This window comes from Vibrio sp. MEBiC08052, assembly GCF_001506075.1.
Lineage (GTDB): Bacteria > Pseudomonadota > Gammaproteobacteria > Enterobacterales > Vibrionaceae > Vibrio.
Map to the genome: position 1 here is coordinate 3,639,575 of NZ_KQ947475.1, position 23,684 is coordinate 3,663,258.

26 protein-coding genes are annotated in these 23,684 nt (G+C 44.7%); 11 read left to right on the forward strand and 15 right to left on the reverse strand.

The genetic code is table 11. From position 1 onward, the window contains the following. The first annotated feature begins 128 nt into the window (after positions 1–128). Together VRK_RS15630 and VRK_RS15635 are read left to right on the forward strand one after the other, a co-directional pair. Positions 129–428 carry an isoamylase early set domain-containing protein gene (locus VRK_RS15630; protein ID WP_059122223.1) on the forward strand — a complete coding sequence of 100 codons (300 nt, stop codon included), beginning with the start codon at positions 129–131 and terminating at the stop codon, positions 426–428. Positions 429–639: 211 nt separating this feature from the next. After that, positions 640–1,929: a peptidoglycan DD-metalloendopeptidase family protein gene (locus VRK_RS15635; RefSeq protein ID WP_059122224.1), complete on the forward strand. Its 1,290-nt coding sequence runs from the start codon at positions 640–642 to the stop codon at positions 1,927–1,929. 52 nt (positions 1,930–1,981) lie between these two features. Here the strand turns inward: VRK_RS15635 and VRK_RS15640 are convergent, their stop codons facing one another. Continuing rightward, positions 1,982–3,823 (reverse strand): putative bifunctional diguanylate cyclase/phosphodiesterase, encoded by a 1,842-nt coding sequence (locus VRK_RS15640; protein ID WP_082671414.1) that lies wholly within the window; start codon positions 3,821–3,823, stop codon positions 1,982–1,984. Positions 3,824–4,056: 233 nt separating this feature from the next. On the opposite strand from VRK_RS15640, the gene VRK_RS15645 reads away from it, so the two are divergent. Further along, a complete protein-coding gene (locus VRK_RS15645) occupies positions 4,057–4,407 on the forward strand; it encodes a hypothetical protein (RefSeq protein WP_059122225.1) in 351 nt (116 codons plus the stop codon). A gap of 377 nt (positions 4,408–4,784) precedes the next feature. Here the strand turns inward: VRK_RS15645 and VRK_RS15650 are convergent, their stop codons facing one another. After that, the gene (locus VRK_RS15650; RefSeq protein WP_059122226.1) at positions 4,785–5,741 is read right to left on the reverse strand and encodes a porin; all 957 of its coding nucleotides are present in this window, start codon (positions 5,739–5,741) and stop codon (positions 4,785–4,787) included. A gap of 331 nt (positions 5,742–6,072) precedes the next feature. On the opposite strand from VRK_RS15650, the gene VRK_RS15655 reads away from it, so the two are divergent. Continuing rightward, the gene (locus tag VRK_RS15655; RefSeq protein WP_059122227.1) at positions 6,073–6,681 is read left to right on the forward strand and encodes an acyl carrier protein phosphodiesterase; all 609 of its coding nucleotides are present in this window, start codon (positions 6,073–6,075) and stop codon (positions 6,679–6,681) included. Positions 6,682–6,698: 17 nt separating this feature from the next. Here VRK_RS15655 and VRK_RS15660 read toward each other — a convergent pair whose 3' ends face one another. After that, the gene (locus VRK_RS15660) at positions 6,699–7,925 is read right to left on the reverse strand and encodes a multidrug effflux MFS transporter (protein WP_059122228.1); all 1,227 of its coding nucleotides are present in this window, start codon (positions 7,923–7,925) and stop codon (positions 6,699–6,701) included. Between the two features lie 101 nt (positions 7,926–8,026). On the opposite strand from VRK_RS15660, the gene VRK_RS15665 reads away from it, so the two are divergent. Next, complete coding sequence (locus VRK_RS15665) at positions 8,027–8,926, forward strand: LysR family transcriptional regulator (RefSeq protein ID WP_059122229.1); 900 nt, start codon at positions 8,027–8,029, stop codon at positions 8,924–8,926. Between the two features lie 66 nt (positions 8,927–8,992). On the opposite strand, the gene VRK_RS15670 is transcribed toward VRK_RS15665, so the two are convergent. Next, on the reverse strand, positions 8,993–9,988 hold the full coding sequence (locus VRK_RS15670) for an aldo/keto reductase (RefSeq protein ID WP_059122230.1): 996 nt from the start codon (positions 9,986–9,988) through the stop codon (positions 8,993–8,995). A gap of 34 nt (positions 9,989–10,022) precedes the next feature. Between VRK_RS15670 and VRK_RS15675 the strand changes: the two genes are divergently transcribed. Together VRK_RS15675 and VRK_RS15680 are read left to right on the forward strand one after the other, a co-directional pair. Continuing rightward, the gene (locus VRK_RS15675) at positions 10,023–10,202 is read left to right on the forward strand and encodes a hypothetical protein (protein ID WP_157371930.1); all 180 of its coding nucleotides are present in this window, start codon (positions 10,023–10,025) and stop codon (positions 10,200–10,202) included. Next, positions 10,189–11,121 carry a LysR family transcriptional regulator gene (locus VRK_RS15680; RefSeq protein ID WP_059122232.1) on the forward strand — a complete coding sequence of 311 codons (933 nt, stop codon included), beginning with the start codon at positions 10,189–10,191 and terminating at the stop codon, positions 11,119–11,121. Before VRK_RS15675 ends, VRK_RS15680 begins: the two co-directional genes overlap by 14 nt. A gap of 55 nt (positions 11,122–11,176) precedes the next feature. On the opposite strand, the gene VRK_RS21330 is transcribed toward VRK_RS15680, so the two are convergent. Together VRK_RS21330 and VRK_RS15685 are read right to left on the reverse strand one after the other, a co-directional pair. Next, a complete protein-coding gene (locus VRK_RS21330; RefSeq protein ID WP_169739358.1) occupies positions 11,177–11,344 on the reverse strand; it encodes a hypothetical protein in 168 nt (55 codons plus the stop codon). Between the two features lie 180 nt (positions 11,345–11,524). Further along, positions 11,525–12,103 (reverse strand): GNAT family N-acetyltransferase, encoded by a 579-nt coding sequence (locus VRK_RS15685; protein WP_059122233.1) that lies wholly within the window; start codon positions 12,101–12,103, stop codon positions 11,525–11,527. Between the two features lie 281 nt (positions 12,104–12,384). On the opposite strand from VRK_RS15685, the gene VRK_RS15690 reads away from it, so the two are divergent. From VRK_RS15690 to VRK_RS15700, 3 genes are all read left to right on the forward strand, one after another. Next, a complete protein-coding gene (locus VRK_RS15690) occupies positions 12,385–13,440 on the forward strand; it encodes a DUF3103 family protein (protein ID WP_082671415.1) in 1,056 nt (351 codons plus the stop codon). A 231-nt stretch (positions 13,441–13,671) separates the two neighbouring features. Beyond that, complete coding sequence (locus VRK_RS15695; RefSeq protein ID WP_059122807.1) at positions 13,672–14,382, forward strand: AzlC family ABC transporter permease; 711 nt, start codon at positions 13,672–13,674, stop codon at positions 14,380–14,382. Position 14,383: 1 nt separating this feature from the next. After that, positions 14,384–14,704 (forward strand): AzlD domain-containing protein, encoded by a 321-nt coding sequence (locus tag VRK_RS15700; protein ID WP_059122235.1) that lies wholly within the window; start codon positions 14,384–14,386, stop codon positions 14,702–14,704. Positions 14,705–14,712: 8 nt separating this feature from the next. On the opposite strand, the gene VRK_RS15705 is transcribed toward VRK_RS15700, so the two are convergent. The 7 genes from VRK_RS15705 to VRK_RS15735 form a co-directional block, all read right to left on the reverse strand. Then, positions 14,713–15,327 (reverse strand): fumarylacetoacetate hydrolase family protein, encoded by a 615-nt coding sequence (locus tag VRK_RS15705; RefSeq protein WP_059122236.1) that lies wholly within the window; start codon positions 15,325–15,327, stop codon positions 14,713–14,715. A 145-nt stretch (positions 15,328–15,472) separates the two neighbouring features. Then, the gene (gene nhaD / locus VRK_RS15710) at positions 15,473–16,918 is read right to left on the reverse strand and encodes a sodium:proton antiporter NhaD (RefSeq protein WP_059122237.1); all 1,446 of its coding nucleotides are present in this window, start codon (positions 16,916–16,918) and stop codon (positions 15,473–15,475) included. 155 nt (positions 16,919–17,073) lie between these two features. Beyond that, positions 17,074–17,661, reverse strand: coding sequence for a LysE family translocator (locus VRK_RS15715; RefSeq protein WP_059122238.1), 588 nt, complete (start codon positions 17,659–17,661; stop codon positions 17,074–17,076). A 271-nt stretch (positions 17,662–17,932) separates the two neighbouring features. Beyond that, positions 17,933–18,565: a LysE family translocator gene (locus VRK_RS15720; RefSeq protein WP_059122239.1), complete on the reverse strand. Its 633-nt coding sequence runs from the start codon at positions 18,563–18,565 to the stop codon at positions 17,933–17,935. Between the two features lie 61 nt (positions 18,566–18,626). Beyond that, positions 18,627–19,139 (reverse strand): GNAT family N-acetyltransferase, encoded by a 513-nt coding sequence (locus VRK_RS15725; RefSeq protein WP_059122240.1) that lies wholly within the window; start codon positions 19,137–19,139, stop codon positions 18,627–18,629. 27 nt (positions 19,140–19,166) lie between these two features. Beyond that, on the reverse strand, positions 19,167–19,775 hold the full coding sequence (locus tag VRK_RS15730) for a MarC family protein (RefSeq protein ID WP_059122241.1): 609 nt from the start codon (positions 19,773–19,775) through the stop codon (positions 19,167–19,169). Positions 19,776–20,145: 370 nt separating this feature from the next. Beyond that, positions 20,146–20,382 carry a hypothetical protein gene (locus VRK_RS15735; protein ID WP_059122242.1) on the reverse strand — a complete coding sequence of 79 codons (237 nt, stop codon included), beginning with the start codon at positions 20,380–20,382 and terminating at the stop codon, positions 20,146–20,148. A 489-nt stretch (positions 20,383–20,871) separates the two neighbouring features. On the opposite strand from VRK_RS15735, the gene VRK_RS15740 reads away from it, so the two are divergent. Next, positions 20,872–21,630, forward strand: a complete 759-nt coding sequence (locus VRK_RS15740) for an alpha/beta fold hydrolase (protein WP_059122243.1) — start codon at positions 20,872–20,874, stop codon at positions 21,628–21,630. 212 nt (positions 21,631–21,842) lie between these two features. On the opposite strand, the gene VRK_RS15745 is transcribed toward VRK_RS15740, so the two are convergent. Together VRK_RS15745 and VRK_RS15750 are read right to left on the reverse strand one after the other, a co-directional pair. Beyond that, complete coding sequence (locus VRK_RS15745) at positions 21,843–23,102, reverse strand: type II toxin-antitoxin system HipA family toxin (protein WP_059122244.1); 1,260 nt, start codon at positions 23,100–23,102, stop codon at positions 21,843–21,845. Continuing rightward, complete coding sequence (locus VRK_RS15750; protein ID WP_059122245.1) at positions 23,089–23,424, reverse strand: helix-turn-helix transcriptional regulator; 336 nt, start codon at positions 23,422–23,424, stop codon at positions 23,089–23,091. The genes VRK_RS15745 and VRK_RS15750 overlap by 14 nt, the downstream gene beginning before the upstream one ends. Between the last annotated feature and the right edge of the window lie 260 nt (positions 23,425–23,684).

Below are 23,684 nucleotides of genomic sequence, written 5' to 3' on the forward strand. Positions count from 1 at the left end.
ATTTCTTATGATAGGTTGGTCTGGTTGTTTTTTGCTCACATGAGAGGGCGGTACTCATTTTTATCAGCAAATGATAGTGATCAGACTAAAACAAAGATAACTGGTTATATGATAAACGGAGTTTGCAGATGATTAGGAAGCGCTTTTTTAAAACTAAAGATGAAGTAGAAGTCATTTTTGAACTGGACATCCCTGAGACAGCATCCAATGTTGCGATTGTCGCGGACTTTCTGGATTGGCAACCGGAGCCGATGAAGAAAGTCGCCAAATCTTCGACATACAAATACAAAGCGCGTCTCCCGAAAGATAGTGAATATCAGTTTCGCTACCTGCTAGGGGGAGGTCAGTGGATGAATGATCCCAATGCTGATCAATATATTCCCAATGGATATGGCGAATATAACGGCCTTATTTCTACATATCAGTAACATTCTGATTTTGATGCTGAGTTGACTTCAACAGCGGTAAATCATGTTCGTGCGATTCACATGTCGGGTGTAGAGAAAGGGTACTTTGGTACCCTTTGGAACATGCTTTGACTTTACTCTGATATTGATTACGTCATAAAATCCTATGCTTGAACGTCTTTGATCTATTTTGCAAGGTGGGGTTGTGGTTAAGTTAATCGTTGAACGAGTGATGTCACTGTCCAGACGACAGCGTGTTTTCATCCTGGGATTACCTTTATTGGTCGGGGTTTCTTTTTATACGCTACTGAACGATCACACCACTCGTCATAGTCTTGATGTCAGCATTGCTTCAGAGAAGCAGCTTGTCGATTCGCTGATTGCTGAACAAACCCAAGTCCCCGCTGAAAACCTACCTGATTACGAGTATGTTATCCGTTCCGGAGATAACCTCAGTACCATTTTTGAACAACTTGGATTCGGCTATCGTGATTTGTTGAAAATCATGGAAACGGATTTGAACTATTTGGCACTCGATACGATTCAGCCCGGTGATACTCTGAGATTCTGGCGGAGTAAGGATGGCAATGCCTTAGCGAAAATGTCGTTGCAATTTAGCTTAGTCAAACAGGTCGTGTATACCCGTCTGGATGATGGCAGTTATGCGTATCAAGAGATCAAAATCCCCGGGACTTGGAAACCGTTCCCACTGATTGGTGAGATAGAAGGGTCGTTTTCACAGTCTGCCTATCGACTGGGGCTCAATAGTAATGAAATTGAGCAGATGGTCGGTTTACTGAAAGATAAAGTGAATTTCACAAAAGATTTGCGCGCTGGCGATCAGCTTGAAATTGTCCAATCGAAGCAGTTTGTCGGGGATCAACTGACTGGCAACAGTGAAATTCAGGCGATCAAAATATTTACCCGTGGAACGGTTGTTTCCGCTTACCTGCATACTGACGGACAGTATTACGATCAGGATGGTCATAGTCTGCAAAAGGCATTTCGTCGTTACCCGACCAGCCGACACTGGCGGATGAGTTCTGGGTTTAATCCTTTCCGTCGTCATCCTGTGACGGGGCGTATTATGCCACACAACGGAACTGATTTCGCAACACCGGTCGGAACCCCCGTACTGTCTACCGGTGATGGCACGGTGATTATTGTCCGTAAGCACCCATACGCAGGGAATTATATTGTAATTCGTCATGACAGCACTTATATGACGCGTTATCTGCATCTGAGTAAGATTCTGGTTCATCGCGGACAAAAAGTGTCCCGGGGGCAAAAAATCGGATTATCCGGTCAGTCGGGAAGAGTAACTGGCGCACATCTGCACTATGAGTTGATTGTGAAGGGACGTCCGGTTGATGCCATGAAAGCCAAAATCCCGATGGCAACCTCTGTTGCCAAGAAAGAGATGAAGCAATTTATTGCGCACCGGAACAAAATGAATCAGTTACTTGAACGGCAAGAGTTAAAGCTTGCTGCGCATACAGAAGACAAGACCGATCAGAGTTAGATGTGTTTGTGCGGAACACGATTTATTTTTAGTGCTGGATTTATTTTTAGTACTATCGGTTTGACTCTCTCCGCCCGAGCAATTGGTGAATGACCATTTCGGGCGGTAGGGGTGCAGAGAATAGATACCCCTGAATTTGCGTACAACCCATCTCATATAATCGCGCCAATGATTGTTCCTCTTCCACGCCTTCTGCAACTAAATCCACATCCAATTGATTGGCAAGTTGAATGATCAAACTGACGACTTTCTCGGATGTATCATTGCATAGCATGTTTTTGATGAATGATGCATCGATCTTGATGCAGTCGATCGGATAATTATGGATATAATTCAAGCTGGAGTAGCCGGTACCGAAGTCATCCAGCGCAACCTTAAAGCCGGTATCCCGTAGGTCTCTGAGAATATTTCGGGTGACCTGTCGTTGTGATAACAGGGCTGTTTCCGTCATTTCAATGGTGAACTCTCCCGGATAAAAACCATAGCGCGTGATCAGTTCTTTCAGCATCTGAATATAATCACCCGGCTGGTTTAACTCATAAGCTGAACAGTTAATACTCAGCCTAATTTTTTGGCCTAACGATTGCTCAATTTGTTTTTTGGCAAGACAGGCGAGTTCAATAACACGATGGCCGAATTCGATAATGAGACCGGATTGTTCTGCCGCTGCGATAAACTCGACCGGAGAGACCTCACCGAGCACTTGACTCTGCCAGCGGCAGAGCACTTCAAAATAGTTCCAGATTGATTGATGCTGTTTGACGATCGGTTGGAGCACAACATAGAGTTCCTGCGGTTCGTCGAGATTTTTGCTCAGTGCATCTCTGAGTGCATCAATCACTTGATTCTTACGGTGATATTCCTCGCTCAGATGGGTGTCGTAACAACAAATGGCGGGCTGACAGAGCTTCTTGCTATTTTTGAGTGCCAGACTGGCGTTGAGCAGCAATTGATCTGCATCGATCGATTCTTCCTTGTATCTGGCAATACCGATACTTGCTGAGATTCTGATGTGATGGGCTGTATCTTGATATCCGGCACGAATCTGGGTGAGTATTTTTTGGCAGACCGTGGTGGGTTGTGGCTCAAAGGTGATGAAAGCAAATTCGTCTCCGGCAATCCGAAATGTCAGTTGCTCGTCTTGAATACATGCAGAAATAGTGTGAGCAACAAATCTTAACACTTGATCACCAATATAATTGCCGTAGAGATCGTTAATGTATTTGAAGTCGTTAATATCCAGCATTCCCAGCGTAAAACTGAACTGGCTTTGGGATGCTGACACTAGCCTTTCTAACGTGTCGGCAAGAAAACTACGGTTCATCAGGTTGGTCAGGTCATCGTGGGAAACTTCATAATTCAGGCGGTTGAGTAACACATCCGTTCGGTTGGTTTGATGTTGAAAACGACGGTATTGCATCACCACCTGCGAGACCAGACGATGCCACTGTATGATTGTGGATGGTTCAGCAATCGGTGACTGTGTTAATGAAATAAACAGATAGATCCGATCACCGGATACCGTATGGTTCACCATGGTTCCCAGATAGCCTTCGATTCGGTGTTTTACCAGATAATTTGCATGAGGGTAGCGTTGGTGAACCTGAGCCGGAATTAGATAATATTGATGTGGTTGATGTTCAAGTTGATACGTAATCAGTGTATCCAGATGCGTGCCGATATCTTCATCAAACAGTTCCGTCGAAGATGCAGCGAGCAAACGTCTCTGTTGTTTAATTTTGTCGATCTCAAACAGCAAAGAAGCATTCGAATTCGTTGCCTGATGCAACATTTCGGTTGATTTCTGATAGAGAGAACAATCGGTAATCGAAATCAGTTCAGAGATCGATTGCAAATCCACTTCGTTGAACGAGAGTGGTCCTCTTATATTCATACTGAAAGCCTACTGACATTGTGATGTTATTTTGTTTTACCATATAACTTTGGGCTAAGAGTGATGCTTTTTCCAGTTTTTGACTCGATTTACGCCCATTGTCTGAGGTCTTGCATGGGGTTAGTCTTGAGAATAAATGAATTTGTGAGAGTATACGCGGGTTACCCGATGATGCGTTTTCCGTATGTCGGGATGATTTTGAACGCCAGCAAAAAACAGAGACGGAAATATAAATGTTACAGCATGATTTTGAACAGATGGTGAAGCAAGCCTGTCAGACCGGAAGTTTACCGCTTGCACTTGCCTATTTGAAGCAGGTTGACGAGGCAGAAATTGCTTCAGCGGCTGAAGCTTTAAGCGGGCAGTTTATGATTGCAGAGATTGAGGGTGAGCAACGTATTTATCATGTAACCATCCAAGAAGATGAATCGGGAACACCTGAAGAGCTTGCTGAATACGTGATGACTGAAGGGGATGACGTGATTCGTTTTGTCGCTTGGTTTTTCGATACTCAATTCAGTATCAAAGGTAAAGAAACCTATCAGGCTGCGGGAAAAACATATACCCAGCCAAAGCGCAAATAGCATGATGAAGGTTGGCGTTTTCAGATGAACCAGTGATCGTAAGCGCTGATTTTGGTTACATTACTGTAAAAAAAAAGCCTCCCTGATCAAAGGGAGGCGAAGAACATGAAGTGACCAGTGATTCTGCCGTATCACTGTGAAAGAAGCACAAACGCTGCCTGCATTTGTCACTCTATAGATTGCAGAGTTTGTGCCAAGTTATTAATGTTAGTTAAATCAGTAAGTTATTTTATTTTCTGTTGTGATGTACTTTTATGTGTGCGTTACAATGGGGCAAGATAGCGATGAAATGGTGCAGTGAGCGTCGTGTCAGGAAAAAAGGTCAGGCATCTCTGCCTGACCAACCGTGGATTATATGGTTCTATTTGTTGTTCGGATTAGAAATCGTAACGAATACCCGCTTGGAGTTGATCGTCTTTTTTCGTCAGTTGTTCGAACTTGTAGCCGGTATAAACACGCAGGTTACCATTGAATTTATGCTCAACTTCCAGTGCAAGATGATCGACCGTATCTTTGTTATCAACTTCCTGAAAGTTGTATACAGCGATCAGTGATGTTTTGCCGAACTTGTATTTTGCACCTAACTCATAGTCATCGGCATCAACTTCTTTGCCGCCTGAAACGGCTGTGCCAGTTCCGTATAGGGCACCTAGTGTTAATGCATCCAGTTTAAATTGTCCGCCGATATTGAATTGGTCTTCAGAGTTAGAAGATCCACTGTCTTGAGTCACGTAACCCAGACCAACAGTCAGATTTTCAGTGAAGCCATACACAGCTGAAATACCGAAACTATCATTGTCCTTTTTGTCTGACGCAATGTAGTTCGCTTGAATGCTCAGTGCATCGAATTTACCTGAATAAACAAAGTTGTTATCACGCTTATCTTTGTTACCACCGATGAGGTCGGCAGCTTCTTCATCAAATGTGTTCATCAGATCAGTAAAGTTTGTTACCTGTACCTGAGCTGAATCTTGCTTACCATAAGAAAACTCACCGATATTTGTGCCCATACCCGCATAGAAATAACGGTTGGTCAGGTTATCGCCATCCCCGTCTCCTTTGCTGCTACTGTTATCGAGTTCTGCTTCATATTTACCAAAGCCATACAAATCATCAGATAGTGCAGTTTTACCGACCAAGTTAACCCGTGCCCGAGATTTGTCTTTAAAACGACTATTTTTAGTCGATTCATTTTCGTCGGAAAGATTGAAACGCGCTTCGGCACGACCGCCCACTTTCAGGGTTGTGCCTTTGCTATCATAGACTGTGGCAGCAATAGAAGAGCCGGATACCAATGCTGTGAGAATGGCTGTTGTCAGAACTGCTTTTTTCATCTTGTTTACCTTATTCCATTGTGATTGAGCTTCTTTGCTCTTTTTTGTAATGACTGGAGTAAGTTAGAGGGGAAATATGAATATCAGATTGCAATGTTATTACTATTAGATGTTGTTTTTATTTGATTTTTTTATGACTTTTGTGAAAGTATGCGTTTAAATTGCTATTGGATGCAAATGTAAACCATAAATACATTCTTTGTATTTATGGTTTATTCCTGGCTTATATGCTTTTTTATGTATATGAACTCACCTTGCAGTCCTGACCGAGCTAGTGAATTCGCTCATTTTGTGGTTTGATGAAACATCCTGAATCACGGTGGTAAAGATTATGAATTTTTTAGCTCACCTGCATCTTGCTCAGGCCTGTCAGTCCAGTCCGCTGGGAAATTTGTTGGGGGATTTTGTCAAAGGTGACCCGCAGGGACGCTACCCGGAGTCCGTCGTTAAGGGGATTCACTTACACCGCTTTGTTGATGCGTATACGGATCGACATCCAGTGGTGCAGGAACTGAAGTCCTGTTTCCCGGCAGAGAGTCGGCGCTTCGCACCTATCGGACTCGATTTATTTTGGGATCACTGCCTGGCCCGTGACTGGCATGATTTACATGACTACCCACTCGATACATTTTGCCAAACCGTGCGTGGGCAAATTGAGCAAGAGTTGACGTTTACGCCACCGGAATCCTTCATGCAGGTTCACCAACGGATGTGGCAAGGTCGCTGGCTGGAGTCTTATGCTGAATTCGATAATATCGAGTTTGCTTTACAGAGAATGTCGCGCCGCTCGCCACGAATGCAGGCATTGAGCAGTTGTACCCCGGCACTGAAAGCACATTATGTACATTTGTATACCGCTTTTGCTGAGTTGTACCCACAGGTGCTGGCAGCGACAAAGACCAAATGTATGGAGATGGGGCTATCCGATACGAACAACTAAAATTGGCGCTCACAATTTTATATCGTGGCTTCTTTGGCGGCATGTATCCGCCGAACTCTTTCACCAAGCATGATAAACATCAGGCAGCAGCCTCCCATACTGCAAACGACTGTCGCAAGATAGAGGGTATTGCTATCCGGCAAGCGTGCAAAGTAAGTCGAGATTAGGCTGACGAGAATCATTTGTAAACTGCTGTAGAGCGCACTCATTTTGCCGCCGGATGTTGCCGGAAACAGTTGCAGTGCTGATGCAATGGTATTACTGAATATCAGTGCCTGACCGAATGTTGCAATCATGAACGGGAAAATCACCACATAAATATTCTGGTATCCGCTCAGATTGGCACCAATCATCACTGCACCGGCTGCAAGGATCAACAGTCCCCCGAGCACACATGAAAAGTAAATGCCGTGTTGAAGGACAATCTTACGGTTCATTGATGCTGCCAGATAGTAAGGCAAGCCAATCAGCACCGCGAGATATCCGTATTCATCCGGAGAGAAATTAAGATGTCCCTGTACTAAAAATGGCGTCATGACGTTATAGGAAATCACAATACAGTAGGCAAAAAAACCGCCTAATACATTGATCATAAACTGCGGGTTGGATATCGCCTGCAGATAATCTTTCAGGGTGCTCTTGAGTAAGTGGGCCGCTGGTTTCCGGGGCCTCGCTGTTCTGGTTTCCGGAAGATAGAAAAAGCACAGGACCATGATGAATAGATCAAGCAGAGCCAGAAAAATAAACACTGCGGTCCAATGGAACATTTTGGTCAGCAGACCACCAATTACCGGGCTTAATCCGAAGCCAAGCGCAAATCCCATCGAAAGATAAGATGAAGCGCTCGCCAGTGCTTTTCCGGAGAAAACGTCCCGGACAATCGACCGTCCACTGGTCAGTAATCCGCCACACCCCAGACCTTCCAAAATGCGGCATAAGATGAAAACTTCAAACGTTGCACTGAATATGTTGCCGATAAATCCTATCAATGCCAGTAGTAACGCGGTAAACAGAATTGGCTTTCTCCCGATGCGGTCAGAAATCGGACCGAAAAACATCGGAGATATGCCAAAGCCAATGATAAAGCAGGTCACGGTGAGCTTGGTTTGGAATTCATCAATGACCAGACCGCGACTGATCTCGGGCAATGCAGGCAGATATAACGCAATCGATGCCTGACCTAAAATCGTGATGATCAGGATGAGTTTTTTAATTTGTGATTGTTGTGACTGGGCGCTGTGCATTTGGAGTCCATGGTGTGTGAACGATATTCAGGATTGTATTCAAATGTGATCGGATTAATATAAAGATTCTTGCAATACAGCTTTGCGTAAGGTGCAAATCAGTGAATCATTATCCGAGTTCTGAGCAGCTTTTTTTATTTTCGACGGTGGTTGATCAGGGCAGTTTTTCGAAAGCTGCCGCGCATATGGGTGTGCATGTCTCAACGGTTACCAGGCAGATTGACCAATTGGAGCAACTCATCAAAGCGAAGTTACTGATTCGTTCAAGCCGTTTTTTAGGGTTAACGGAAGCGGGCCGATATCTTTATGAAAGGTCGCAGCCGTTGTTAAAAGATATTACCGATACGATTGAGACGATTCGTTCAATCGAACAATCGACGTCCGGCGTTATCCGCATGAGCTGTCTGCCGACATTTGGCAAAATGATCGTCATCCCTTTTCTTGCTCAGTGTCACCGGCAAGGGATGAATATTGATATTCATTTGAATTTAACGGAAAGACTGATTGATCCGATTGTAGAACGTCTGGACTTAGCCATTCGCGTCGGGGAACAGCCAAACAGTAGCTTATATCCCCAAAAAGTGGGGACTCAAACGTGGCATATCTGTGCCAGTCCTGCTTTATTGTCCCGCTATTCTGCTGAGCAGATTGGTCAGTTAAACCATTTACCGCTGATTGATAAATGCGCCGAGTACAACTCGCTGTGTTGGAAAGGGCTGGAAAAATCAAATGTTATTGCGGCCAGATGTGACGATTTCCATGCACAGTTGATGCTGGCAATGGCAGGCATTGGTGTTTGCTGTTTACCGAATTGGGTTGTTGCGCCAGCAATTGCCTCCGGAGAGCTGGTCAAAGTGATGGATGACCCGTTTGATCGGTGTGAAACGATTTATGCACTCAGGCCATTCCGGAAAGCCAGTGCAAAAGTGAGCTTAGCGATGGATGGTATTGAAGCTGCGCTGGCAACCATCTCCGGGACGATGGCAACTGGTAGCCAATGAGCCTCAAGCGGCTCATTGGTCGGAGCAGGAGTATTGGATTACAGAAACCGTCGTGATTGTATGACTTTACTGGTCCGTAAAACGAGCAAATTCAGTCGTGTATCGTTCTCCTGCAACACCGAGCTGTGCGGTGATCTCACTGAGCTGACGTACTTCATCGGCTTGGAGACGGAGATCGGCGGCACCAATGTTGTCATCGAGGTGAGCAATCCGTCGACAGCCCGGTATCGGTACAATATCGTCGCCCTGATGGAGTAACCAAGCCAGTGCGATTCTGGCTGGCGTCGTGGCCTTGTCTGTGGCGAGCTGACGGATCGCATCAACCAGCCGCAGGTTTGTGGCGTAATTCTCGTCACTTAGCCGTGGATCGCCCCAGGCACGAAAGTCATTCTTAGCGTAGGCGGAAGCGGGTTTGGTATCACCGCTCAAAAATCCCCGACCCAAAGGGCTGAATGGCACTAAGCCTATCCCCAGCTCGCGCAGTAGTGGCAGCGTTTCGTGTTCCAGACGGCGTTCCCACAGCGAATATTCGCTTTGTAGCACCGAAACCGGACAGGTTTGGTGGGCTTTACGGATGGTTTCCGGTGCCGCTTCAGATAAACCAAAGTGGCGAACTTTCCCCGCCTCAATCAATTCGGCGACTGTCCCTGCAACGTCTTCAATCGGCACGTTAGGGTCCACCCGGTGTTGATAGAGAATATCGATATAATCGGTCTGGAGCCGTTGCAGAGAGGCATCCACCACCTCCCGGATATGTTCCGGGCGACTGTTGAGTCCGGGAAAAGCACCGTCACGGATATCAAACCCAAATTTGGTCGCAATGACGAGCTCTTGCCGCTGATTTTTCAGTGAGTTGAGCCATTGGCCCAGTAATTTTTCATTGGTATAAGGCCCGTACATTTCAGCGGTATCGAAAAAATTAATTCCTTGTGCCAGCGCATGATTGAGTGTGGCAAACGATGCACTGTCATCATAACCCCCATAAGCATGGCTCATTCCCATACAACCCAATCCTAACGCTGAAACTTGTAGACCCTGACTTCCTAAATGACGCTTTAGCATGTGTGTATCCTTATCATTGATTAACGGGGCTATTATGCGTACATTGACATTGTTTATTAATACTTCAGAATATTCATTAACTATGAAGGATAAGATTGATAATGTTCTCAAGCCTAAGTCGATTGGTGTGAGAAATGGCCCCTACCAAATACAGGTGAAAACCATCGGTATGAACCCTATTTATCTCAAGAGCGATATCAATGAAAAGCAGTGAATATACAGAAATGAAAGCGTTCAAAGCCGTTGCTGAACAGGGGAGTTTCTCGGCCGCTGCGAAGACACTACGCATCACGCCTTCTGCATTGAGCCAGATTATTAAACGTTTGGAAGATAATCTGGGCAGCCGACTGTTTAACCGGACGACGCGCAGTGTGGGACTGACGGAAATCGGGTTGCAATTTTATCAGCGCCTGCGGCCGGCACTGGATGAAATCGAAGCTGCATTTAATGAAGTGAAGACTCAGTCAGGCGCACTGGCCGGCACGGTTCGGTTACACCTGACTACGGCTGCGGCTGATGCGATCTTACAGCCGGTTTTAGGGCAGTTTTATCGGGCATATCCCGATATCGTGCTGGATATTCTGGTTGAAGATGCTGTGATTGATCTGGTGGCTGATGGGTTTGATGCCGGGATCCGGTTGTGGGAGTTTGTTGAGCAGGACATGATAGCCTACCCGATCGGGCCGAAAGTCCGTATGTGTGCTGCGGCTTCGCCTCAGTATCTGGAAAAGTATGGCTGGCCTGAAACCCCGGCTGCGCTGCGTGAGCATCAGTGTCTCAACTGGCGTCTTTCCGGTGACAGGGCTGTGTACCGGTGGGAGTTTTTCCAGCACGGGCACTGGTTTTCAATGGCTGTTGACGGGCCATTGATCACCACCAGCAGAGAGCTGGCAGTGACAGCGGCATGTGAGCATCAGGGGATTGTTTTCTGGACGGAAGACAAACTCAGGCCTTGGCTGGAAAGAGGCGAGCTATTGTCTGTTCTGGATGATTTCTGCCCATTCTTTCCGGGGTGGCATCTCTGTTATCCACGTCACCGACATACTTCCAGCGCTTTGCAAGCCTTTATCCAGTTTATGCGTCAGGCTTATCCGCTACCACTGTCTGGTGAAACAAGAACATCGAGTGATTGACCTGACTTACCCCTTCCGATAACAGACTAACAGCAGCCTGTTATCGAAAATCAGCTTAACACTTGCCTTTTTTCGCCTGTCCCGGCGGGCAGAACTTCCCTTGATCATTGGTTTCCGTGGTATTGACTTTCACCTGAGTATCATTGATTTTCCCTTCAACCCGGGTCAACTGGCAGCCAGATAAAACGATGGATGTAACGGCAATCATGAGCAACTGTTTCATATATTCACCAATTAAATGTTTATTTATTTACTTATACATAATAGTTGGATCAAGAGCGCGTTTGTCTAGGAGACGTAAAAATTCTGGGGATTGATGAATTTGAAACACAGTCGGTTAACAGGTGAACAACAGGTAACCGATATGAGTGGATTTGATGCTGATGGTGTTAGTGACATGGGCTTATTTCGACGGACTTACGTTCGATGGGCTTATATTAGGTGAGCTTATATTTGATGGGAACATGCCGTAAATCGCATGACTCAGAATTCGGTCTCCGACTTTTTCCTGATGGCTGATAATCCCTTCCAGAGTCATACCTAACCGTTCGCAGACGGCTCTGCTCGGTCGGTTATCTTCAGCGACCGCAATTTGAACTTTTTCGACATTGAGCGTTTCGAATGCGTAGGCAATTAAAAAACGACAGGCGCGGGTAATAATTCCGTTTCCCTGATATTGCTGACCGATCCAGTAACCGATTTCGGCTTTTTTCAGTTCATGGTCAATCGTATTAAAACCAATATTTCCGACCAGCTCTCCTCGAAACTCAATTGCGTAATCCAGACCATCACCATCAATATATTTATAAAGTGAACCTTGAATAAAAGTTTTGAAATCGTCGGTGGAATGACAAACTCTGGGCCAGTTTAACCACTGTGAGAGGTATTGTTTATTTTCTTGTACGAGCTCAGCATATCGGGGCGCAAATGACTCATGCAGCTGGTATAAAATAATATCCTGATCGATCGTCCATTTCAGCATAAGGTGATTTAATTTCCTTGGAATTGTTTGGCGTTATATTGAATCTTTTAATTGCAAGCCATCTGAACATTCATTCAATACAGATTAAAGGAACATCTCAGCAAACAGAAGATAAAATGCCCGGTTATTTTATCGGCTATGAAACAGTGTGATGTTCTGTCGTATTTTTCTTCCTGTTCATCAAATTATTTACAGTCAAAAAAATTATCGTGCTATGGTTTGGATGCTATATGAATATAAAAGCATATATTGTTTAAACACTGTAATGAAATAATGGAGAAATGATGAAACTAAAAAATACGATATCTATCGCATTGTGTGCTGCAGCGTCTTTCACTTCCGTGAGCGCTTTTGCAGTCAATAAAGATGCGATTGCAGCACAGTTGGCTTCTCAGTTACATAATTCAGGTCATTTGAATCAGCAAATTATACAGATCGAACGCTCACATACACCGATACGGGTAAACACATTTTTAGCCCCGCAAAGTATGCTGGCACATCAGTCAATTGATGAAACGACGGAAATGTGGTTATTCCTGCCTTCAGATCGTGCGCTGGATGATGATATGACCGATTTGGTGGTCGCATATCCGCCATCCGGTGATGAAGATTCATGGACTAAAGTCGTAGGGTATACCCTCAGCGGTGACAAAGTATCGCTGGCCGTAGATCAGGAACCCAACGTCCCGGTACTGGTAGTGGATGACAACGGTTATTACGCCATGAAAGAGAGTGTCAAAAAATTAAACACACTGTTACAGGAAAACGGCTTACAGGCAAAAACATCGCATACACCTCACTTCAGTGCACAAGCAAATGAAGCAACTGGTTTTGATGCTACCAAACTAACCAAAGTGAACGTCAACAATGTGCGTGAACCCTGGATTAAAGGGGCAGCAGAAGTTTATAGCGTTGTCACTGGTGTTTTGAGCGGCAATGAACCGCAAATCATAGCTGTTGAAATGCCTTATCTGGATTACAAAGAGACCAACTATTATCCCAATCAAATCGTGATTAACTGGTCGGAATATGATTATCGGGTCGTTGACATGCTCATGTACGAACATGATTCAGGAACCAATTACAAAACGTTGGTTCAAGCGCTGGTGGCGGCTGTCGGAGAAGCCGGTTCTCTGGCAGGCTGGCCACCTTCATCTGCGATTGCTGAAATTACCAACCGTGTGATTGCAGCGATGCCTGATTCCGTATTTGTTGATGACGATGATTTTGTTGATGCCTGCTATACCCTTGAGCGCGGCAAATCTTATACTGATTTCCATTGCTCGGCCGATAATGCGGTTATCAGTATGGAACCTTTTTTCGTTGAACCCAATTAAATGTTGAACTCAATTAAATCCGTGAGGTAGTACGGCGTTGTGTCCGTATGGCAAGCAAAAATCCGGCTTCAAGCGCCGGATTTTTTGGTTCCGGCACATCGGTGATGTTGTGGCACTTTGTGTTTGTTCTGATGCGAATCACCGAAGCGCAATAATGTACAATTTTTTTGCTTCAGTATTAGTTATGATAGGACAAAAACGACAAAGGGAAGGAATAAGCACACCATGGCGATGATTACGAAAGCGCACCACGCTTCAGATACACCGGTAAGACTATTTTTCCGAGGCTCGCTTGCGATGATGCCTTTAAGTATTGCCGTGTTACCTTGGGGGCTGTTGGCGGGATCTTTTGCGGTCGAATCCGGATTAACCGTTATGGAAAGCCAAGCGTTATCTGCGATTTTATTTGCCGGTTCTGCCCAGTTGGTTGCTACAGGGATGCTAAAAGCCGGTGCCGGATTATTCTCTCTGCTCTTGACGGTCTTTTTTATTACCTCACGCCATTTTCTCTACAGTGTGTCGATGCGCTCGAAAATCAGCCCAATGCCGCTGCGCTGGCGGGTCATCCTGGGATTTTTACTGACCGATGAACTGTTCGCTTTACTCAACCATCAGGATGATGCCCGCTTTAACCGCTGGTATGCATTCGGGGCCGGATTGAGCTTTTATTTGTGGTGGAACCTCGCAACACTCGTCGGTATTGTTGCGGGTCATGCGATTCCGCAACTGAGTTCGCTGGGGCTTGATTTCGCAATTGCAGCGACGTTCATTGCGATTGTTATTCCGAATGTCAAAACGGTACCGGTAACAGTCTCTGTTCTGACCGGCCTTGTGATGTCGGTAACGCTGAATTTGTATCAAGTGGAAGGAAGTTTGGTTATCGCCAGTCTGTCTGCGATGGTTGCCGGTTATGTGATGGAAACTTATCTGGAGAGGAAATAGTATGGTGCTCATCCAAATTGTAGCTATGGCAGGGGTGGTGTTTCTCAGCCGCTATCTCTTTTTAGAACCTAAATTGCCATTGCGTTTAGGCCCTCATTTACATCGGTTTTTGAGCTATTCCGGCCCGGCCATCTTAACGGTAATCTGGGCACCGATTGTATTCATGCCGGAAAAGTCGTTATGGATTCACTGGCACAACCCTTATTTGTGGGGCGCTTTAACGGCAGGAGTGATCTCTTGGAAAACCAAAAATGTTCTGCTCACCACCGTGCTGAGCATGATGGTGTTTTTGGTACTTCATCTGGTAGTTTTCCCGGCGTAATGGTCGGGTTACTGAGCGACCCATTCAATTTCGATTAAGGTTTTTTCCTCACTTTTCAGCCGTGCAAGAAAAATATCCCCCGTTTGGACAATCCCCACACCTTTGGGGGTTCCGGTCATGACAATATCTCCGTCTTCCAGTGTGGTGTAACTTTGCAGCTCCTGCAAAATTGTATCGGGTGAATACATCATTTGCGTGACCCGGCCATGCTGAATGCGGACGCAATTGATCAGTAATTCCAGATTCAGCGTCTCGATATCAATATCTCTTAAGGCAATAAACTTGCTGAATACGGCCGAGCCGTTGAATGCTTTAGCCCGCTCCCAGGGTAACCCCTGTTGCTTGAGCCGGGATTGCAGGTTTCTTTTGGTGAGATCCAACCCGAGCCCGACACCGTGAAAACGGTTATTTTTGACCAAAAAGCAGATTTCGGTTTCATAGTGAAGTGGTTCTTCATGGAAGGCATGCAGTTGAGCAGTGATACTACTGTTGGGTTTATGGAACACCACCATCTGTTCAGGAACGGCATTATCTAATTCATGAATATGTTCGATATAATTTCTGCCGACACATACAATTTTTGAAGGTGTGATTTTCCGGTTGCCGAAGCGAATGGTGTTCATGATCCTGTCCTTGATAAAGTCTCTCCTGTGAACCTCTGTATCGTATTGTCAGAGATGGTCAGAGAATAGTCTATCCGATCTGAGATAGAATGAATATTAATATATATTCAATAAGTTATTTGCCATCCTGAACGGATACTCGCACTCAGAATTGCGCTTGATTGAGCCACATATGAGTTGCAATACTGGCGGCATAACCTAAAGCAATGATGGGCGTCCACCGCAAATGACTCAAAAATGTATACTGTCCGTGAGCGGCACCCATGAGAGCAACACCCGCAGCAGAACCAATCGATAACATACTGCCGCCGACACCGGCCGTCAGGGTAATGAGGAGCCAGTTACCGGTGGACATCACCGGGTCCATGGTGAGTACGGCATACATAATCGGGATGTTATCGATAATCGCGGAGAGTGCGCCCATAAAGATATTCGCCCATTCGGCTCCCCAATGCGGATAAATGGTGCCCGAAATCAGGCTGAGATAGCCCAACAGACTAAGGCCACCGACACTCATGACGATGCCATAGAAAAACAGCAAGGTATCCCATTCGGCATGCGAAATCCGTTTAAAAACATCAAAAGGCACAATTGAACCCAGCCGCTTCAGGGTTGTTTCATCATGATTGGCCTGTGCGAGGGCTTTCTGTTGAGCGAGAAAACGGGGCAGGGATTTTTGGAGGTAGTAGCCGAAAAACTGGAGATAAGCCAATCCCATCATCATACCAACAACGGGTGGGAATTCGAATAAGGCGTGAAAACTGACCGCGGTGAGAATCGTCAGTAAAAACAAGGCCACAATCCGTTTTGCACCCCGTTTGGGGTCGATATGTTCTTGAACGAGATCCGGACGGCCTTTGGGTAAAAAGCATGACATGAATATGGCCGGCATGAGGTAATTGACGACCGACGGCACGAAGAGGTCAAAAAAGTGGAGAAAACTGGCCATGCCCGCCTGCCAGACCATCAGGGTGGTAATGTCTCCGAACGGACTGAACGCACCACCGGCATTGGCGGCAATGACGATATTGATACAACACAGGTTGACGAAAGACGGATTATTTTCACTGACTTTCATCACCACAGCACACATCAACAGCGCCGTGGTTAAGTTATCTGCGACCGGAGAAATGAAAAAAGCGAGTAAACCGGTCAGCCAGAACAAAGTTGCGTAGCTGAACCCCTTACTGACCATCCATGAACGTAATGTGTCAAATAAGCGCCGTTCTTCCATGGCGTTGATGTACGTCATCGCCACCAAGAGGAAGAGCAACAGTTCAGCATATTCCAGCAAATTTTTCTCGAAAGCTGCTTTGGCGACTTCAATTTGATCAATTTGTTGATAAGAGAAACCGATAATGGCCCAGATAATCCCGGCAGCCAATAGAACCGGTTTCGATTTTTTGAGCTTGATGGCTTCTTCAAAAGTGACCGTAATGTAGGCGAGCACGAAGAGAATCACACAAGCATAGCCCGCCCAGGAATGGGTCATATCAATTGAAAGTGATGGGCTGGAATGGGTCGATGCAACACTGATAAAGGGAACTAACAGGAGTAAAATCAAAAAGCGTCCGGCTGATCTTGTCGTCATCACGTTATCCTTCTGATGAAAAAGCGTATTTAGTGTAGACCGCATTCATCGTGCTAACTGTGAGTCGAATCAAAATCAACTATATTCACTCTGTTCAATATATCAGTCATTGCATCGGTGTGTTTTGCTGTGAACCACCGGCAGACTCAAGAACGTTACAATACCATCGGCAGAGTTGAGGCAACCAGCAGGAAAGCCATGGTGTAGTTAAACCACAAGAGATGAACCGGTTTTCTCAGTAAGGTACTGATCTGTTTTCCGGCAAAAATCCAAGTGGTGCCGGAGGGAATATTGATGATGATAAAGATGACCGCCGTCCAGAGCAGCCCTTGTACGCTTGCCGAAGGATTATAGAGACTCACCGCGGTGAGAGCCATCGACCAGCCTTTGGGGTTGACCCACTGAAATAGCGCTGCGGCATAAAATGTCATCGGTTGATAGTCACCGCTGGCCGGATTTGAGCGACTGATCGCGATCTTGATGGCTAAATAAATCAAATAGGACAGGCACAGCCATTTGAGAATCGGGTGAAGGATCGGGAAGGCGTGAAAGACACCGGTCGCCCCGATCCCTACTAAAAATAGCATCGCACCAAAGCCTAGGGTGACACCCAGCATATGGGGAAGTGTGCGCATAAAACCGACATTCGCCCCGGAAGCCATCAGCATCATATTGTTTGGCCCGGGTGTAAATGTGGCGATAAATGCGAATAGTATCAGTGCTGGCAGTTGTTCAAATGGCATGGATTACTCTCTGATGATTGTTAGTTATGTTAATAAACGCAATCATAACGAGAATAGGGCGCAATTTTGTGTTTATATTGAATGTCTTATCCACTTTTGAACAATAAATCGTTTCTATTTAGCTTGTTGGGGAAATAATATTGCAGGGGGGATGATAAGAGAAGAGAGTACACCATAAGCAGGATAGGTATTGAAGAAAAACGCCGAGAGATATACGGGAGCAGCGATGGTGCAACATCAACGCATCACACCATCATGGATTCACACGCGATTACTTACTGGTTACCAAACGGGTCGCCAGACCCAAAAAGATAACACCGAGCAGGCCATCGACATGACGCCCCAAAGTCAATTTACCCTCGAAATAAGCACTCAGTTTGCTGAATATCAGCGCAAACAATATATTCATGACGAAAGCTGTCACACTGAGCAATAAACCCAGCACAAGAATTTGCGACGTCAGTTCAAATTGTGAATTGGTAAATTGTGGCAGGAACATGCTGAAAAATAGCAGTGCTTTCGGGTTCATGAGATTATTCCAAAGGCCTTGATACATCAGTTGCGTCATGCTCAACGAGCGGATCTGCGCATCATTTTTGACAACTGTGTCACGTTGAAACCATGATTTCAGCATTCTCAAACCCAGCCAGGCAAGGTATAAGGCACCTATAATTTTAACGCCCAAGGCGACAACCGGGACAGCCTGCATCAGTTGACCAAGACCAAAAGCGACCAGCGTTGTCTGAACAAGCCCTGCAATCAATATCCCCAACGCGATGGCTATCCCGGCGTGAAACCCACGGATAGAAGCGTATGTTGAAATCAACAATAAATCCGGGCCGGGAGAGATCACGAGGAAAAAAACGGAGATAAAGAAGAGCGGTAAGATACTGAAATCAATCATGTTGAATCTGTTTCCTTCGTGAAAGTCGTTGCACCCATCATGCTGTACTATAGTGATGACATCAATCCCTTTGCCGTATGCCGGCGTCGATTTCCAGTTGCCAGTAGCCGACGGAAATATGGCGATTAAATTTGAAACCGATGTCGTGGAATTCACCGACCTGATTGAACCCCAAAGATTCATGTAACCGAACACTGGGTCGGTTCGGCAGGGCAATCACACCCATTACGTTTTTAATCTCTTGCTGTTTCAGGCGCTCGATAAGTTTGCGATATAATGTACGTCCGAAGCCCTTTCCTACAGCCGTAGGCGCTAAGTAAATGGTCGATTCTACGGTAAATCTGTATGCAGAACGGACATGCCAAGAGCTGGCATAAGCATACCCAATCACTTCATGATCAACTTCTAAAACAAGACATGGGAAACCTGTGTCCAATATCTTTTGCAGCCGTGCGCCCATTTGCTCGACTGATAAGGGCTGCTCTTCAAAGGTGATGGTTGTATCACGGATAAAATGATTGTAAATCGTGGTGATTGCCGCTGAATCATTTAAATGAAAATCTCTGATTATCATGCATCCTCCTTGATGCTAAAAGTCTAATTATGCCCCGACCCATTTACTGATGCCAATCGCTTCCATAATAAACTCGACAGACAACGCTGCCAGTATCATGCCCATGACTCGGGTCAGCAGAGACGCTCCGCCAATGCCGATGATTCTGATAATTTTGCCCGAGAAAATCAGTAAAACCAGTGTCGTGGCTAAGACGCTCAACATCATAAGTGACGTGATAATCTGCTCTTGGATCGTATAAATATTGTTATCCGTAATCAGGATGACCGCCAAAATTGCTCCGGGCGACGCAGTAGCAGGAATCGCGAGTGGGAACACCGCAATATCATGCAGCGGTTCTCTCGCCTCTTCCTGATTCCCATTCGAAAAAATCATCTGTAACCCGAACAGGAACAGAATAACGCCCCCCGCGACCTGAAATGAAATCAGGCTGATTCCCATTGCTCCAAGCAGTAACTGCCCGACAACAATTGCACCCATTAAAATCAGTGCGGCATAGAAAATAGTCTTGTATGCGGTTTTTCTGCGTTCTCTGGCTGAGAATTTGACCGTCATACCAGCAAACAGCGCCATCGTCCCAATTGGATCAATGGTCGCCCAAATCACTAGAAAATCGTGTATTACCTTGTCTATCACTCGTTTTTTAGTCCTTATTTTATAATCAATGAGATGAATCTTCCTCTGGCGAGGGGCTGCCACACGAAAGTGATGCATCATTGTGTCGGAGACATCATGGCATCAACTAGAACGACGGTGATTATCCTAAATATTATGGGCAGAGATGGAAGTCTATGAAACCTAAATATGACGAAAAATTAACGATCAATGCAATACTTATTTTGTTAGTTTCTATTGCTGATGTTGAAGTGTCGGTCTTAGCCCCCGCACCTTATAGGGCCACTTCTCGCACAGGTCACAGGGTTGGATCATTATCCCGGTCCGTACATTCGAAGTGTTGGTATTTCGTTGTGGTGGAAGGCTGGCTATGGGGTAGACGGGGCGTAAGTTACTGAAATTCACTGCCGTGATTCTCTAAGGTGTGGTGGTGGCACTGGGTGCACACGATATATCGATCCACGAGATCAAGAGAGGCACCTACAGGACTTGCCATACCGCCGAAGAAACCGTTAAGAAAAGCCTTGAATTGCTCTTTTCTGCTGGTGCCATATTTTGACGGTTTCTGCTTAATGATTTCTTTGTGCTCGGTTTTCTTACCACACTGTTCACAGAACCTAGTGCTCATGACGACCTCAATGCTGATTGATTATTTTTGATAAAAATAACAGATTGCATTGGGGGGAAATATACTTATTTTTCAAATATGACTGCAGAATGAGTTCTCGGTTTTAGAGATATAGGGGCTTGAGTGCTCTAGAGCGATTTTGATCTTATCCTCCGGCTCCCTAATTTGACGTACAATCAGTTCTCCAATTTCAGAGACACCGTTACTCAGTGCGCCAGTTCATCTTTCAGAGATGAAAGATGAACCAGAAAATCTTTTTTGTTTGACGGAGTCACACGTTGTCCAGAACCAGTTTTTACGGGCGTCCTGCCCGGAAAGCTTAACCATTCGCTCTCGCTGTCTGAGGGACGTCCAAAACGCTGCACTCATCTGGTTGCCTCTGTACGGGGGTTAGGTTCTCTAGAGATTAAGTTTTACTTTGATGCTGTATATAAACACAGTCATTTCATGATATTATCGAAGGCTAACAATTAATCACTGGGTAGTAAAATGAAAGAGTTTAAACTGGATAATAATGTGATTCTTCGGTATCAGGATCTTCCTGGAGACGATGTTCCGATTGTATTTATTCATGGACTTGGTTGCGCTTCATCATTTGACTATCCACAAGTAGCATCAGTGAGAAGCTTATCTAATCATCGACGCATTCTCGTTGACTTAATCGGGTCGGGTTACAGTGATAAACCAGAGTTATTTGATTACACGATAGCCAATCATGCTGATTGTATAAAAAAATTATTAAATCATTTACGTCTCGACAATGTTGTCATTTATGGTCACAGCATGGGGGGCGCAGTATCTATTGTGTTAGCTAATCTGATAAAAGATAAAGTGAATACCCTTATCCTGAGTGAAGCTAATCTTGATGCTGGTGGCGGTTTTTTCAGTAAAAAGATTGCAAGTTTTACTGAAAATGATTTTAAAAATTTCGGATATGCGAATCTTATTAAAGAGAGTGTAGCAAGTGGTAATACTGAATGGGCTGCTGGATTGTCAAATAGTTCACCAATTGCGATTTACAGAAATGCAATATCTTTGATAAATGGTCAAGTGCCAAGCTGGAGACAATTATATTACTCACTTGACTTAGCTAAAACATATATTTTTGGAAGTCATAGTCTGCCAGATTCAGACTATGATGAATTGAATAAAAATAATATTAATGTAGTTGTAGTATCGAATGCCGGACACTCAATGGCATGGGAGAATCCGCAAGAGCTAGCATCAGTCATAGCTAGTTCGATTTAAACAAAACTAACAAACGCATCAATTGTACTAACTCATACACAATCTGACAGTTTAATCGTACACCTACACTCAAAATCCCACAGCTCACTTTTGGACATTAATTCGCTAGAGTAGCTCGCCTAGAATCTTATCGAAGTGAACAGCGCTCATACAACCTCAGATCGCACGGATATTATTTATTTAGATACTTGCATTTCATGTATTCTGAGGAGTTAGCGATCATCTTGCGGCTTTAAATGTTCCATTCCATTGAATATGTAGTCATTCAATATCACACGTTTGAAAAGTAACTTTCGAGTAACTTCAGGGACATCTACTTCGTTACACACGGATTCAAACTCTTGGATAATCGTATTAATTTGCAACCTAATAATTTCTTTTGCTTTTTCAGCCTTAATATTGAAGCTTGGTGCTGCTTTCATACAAAGTGATAACAGAGACAAATTAAAATTTTCGAAGAGCTTCATTCCATGACTCGCCTCTCCACCTGTACGGTTTTGTGGACAAATATCATAAGCAGGTGACAGGGATATTTTATCCCCTTCTACAAAGAAAGCGTGATTGCGAGCATGGTCATCCGTATTGCCGATCAGTACATTAAATACCATCCGTGCAAATAGCTCTTGGCTATCAGAGGCAAAATCGTTGCAATATTGCTTCATAATATTCACTAGGTCTGCGTAAGATGCCTCTCTAGCCCATGCTTCATCTAAGCCTAAAACTGTCAGCCCTGACACCATTGAGCGACGACACCATGCCCCATCAACTAACTCTCTATCAAATCGTTTTACAAGAAGAACATCTTTTCCTAATACTTTTTCGAAAATAACTTCGGCAACATTGAGTCCTGCTAACTTGGCTAGCCTCATGGCTACGTATTCTGATTGTACAACTTCGTAAGTATCATTTGATGCTGAAAACTTAGCAATATACTTAGCTTTACCAGTGATCATCGCTTTCGGACGAGCACCTCCGAGCGATGTACCATGCATAAGTGCTCTATCCAAATCCGGCGAGATTTCCTTACCTTGACTGACGATTTCAGACGCTTGGTATAATTCTTCAAGAGTGGCCGCATCAGTAGAACGATCAACATACTCAGTGGCCGATTCTTGAAAGTCGAGAGAACCGATCCGGTCTGAAGCGGAATGCATCAAATACGTCATTTCGTCTAACTCAGCATCGTAGTCTTTGCCCATCAACCGAGAATTAATGACCCTGCGCCCCCAAGCATCAGGAGCTGCATCACGCAAGCACGAGAATATAGACATACCTTGAACTGGCTCCTTAGTACCAGCAGAAAGCGGTAATTCATTTGAGTAAATTGGCTCTGCATCTGGACGCTTCAAGTAAGACTGACCGTACGTAAAATATTGGCCGGTTTCATCAATAGTGAGTCTACCGGCTACCACAGGCTCTGATTGTCCTCTAAGCCATTTCCAAACGAAGCATTGGTTACTAGAAGTCGTCATCTAAAATTACCTTTTTCCTTCTCACTCGATTAGGCAGCAATGCCTCAACTTTCGCATTTGTTTTACGTTTAATAGCAAACTGGTTTTCATCGGGTTCAAATAAGGAAACACCTAACACCCAAGCAGTTTCGAAGTAGAGTCCGATACTTACAGACGGATCACCCTTAAGAATCTTTATCATCGTGGGTTTAGATACCCCAACTCGTGAACACAGCTCTTCTACAGTGATTTTCTTTTCCTTACGCTGGATTGTAAGCATAGTGGCGAAATGAGTTAGTGCAGCACTAGCAACAGTGCTAACCTGAGTATTTCCCCTTCCCATAGTAAATTACTCTTTACCATAAATTATATAAGGTAAAGAGTAATTTACCAATCTCTGAATGTCAAAGCAATAGGCCAGAAATAAAGGTAGTAAAATATATTTTACCATAAACCAGTTAAGGTAAATTATATTTTACCGTTCAAATAGTCATTGAAATGGCAGTAAATGAACAACAGAGATCCAGTCTGAACTCTCTATTGAGTAATTGCTTTAACACACTTCGGGGCAATAATTAGTTGGGATACACGAAGATTGTTCAT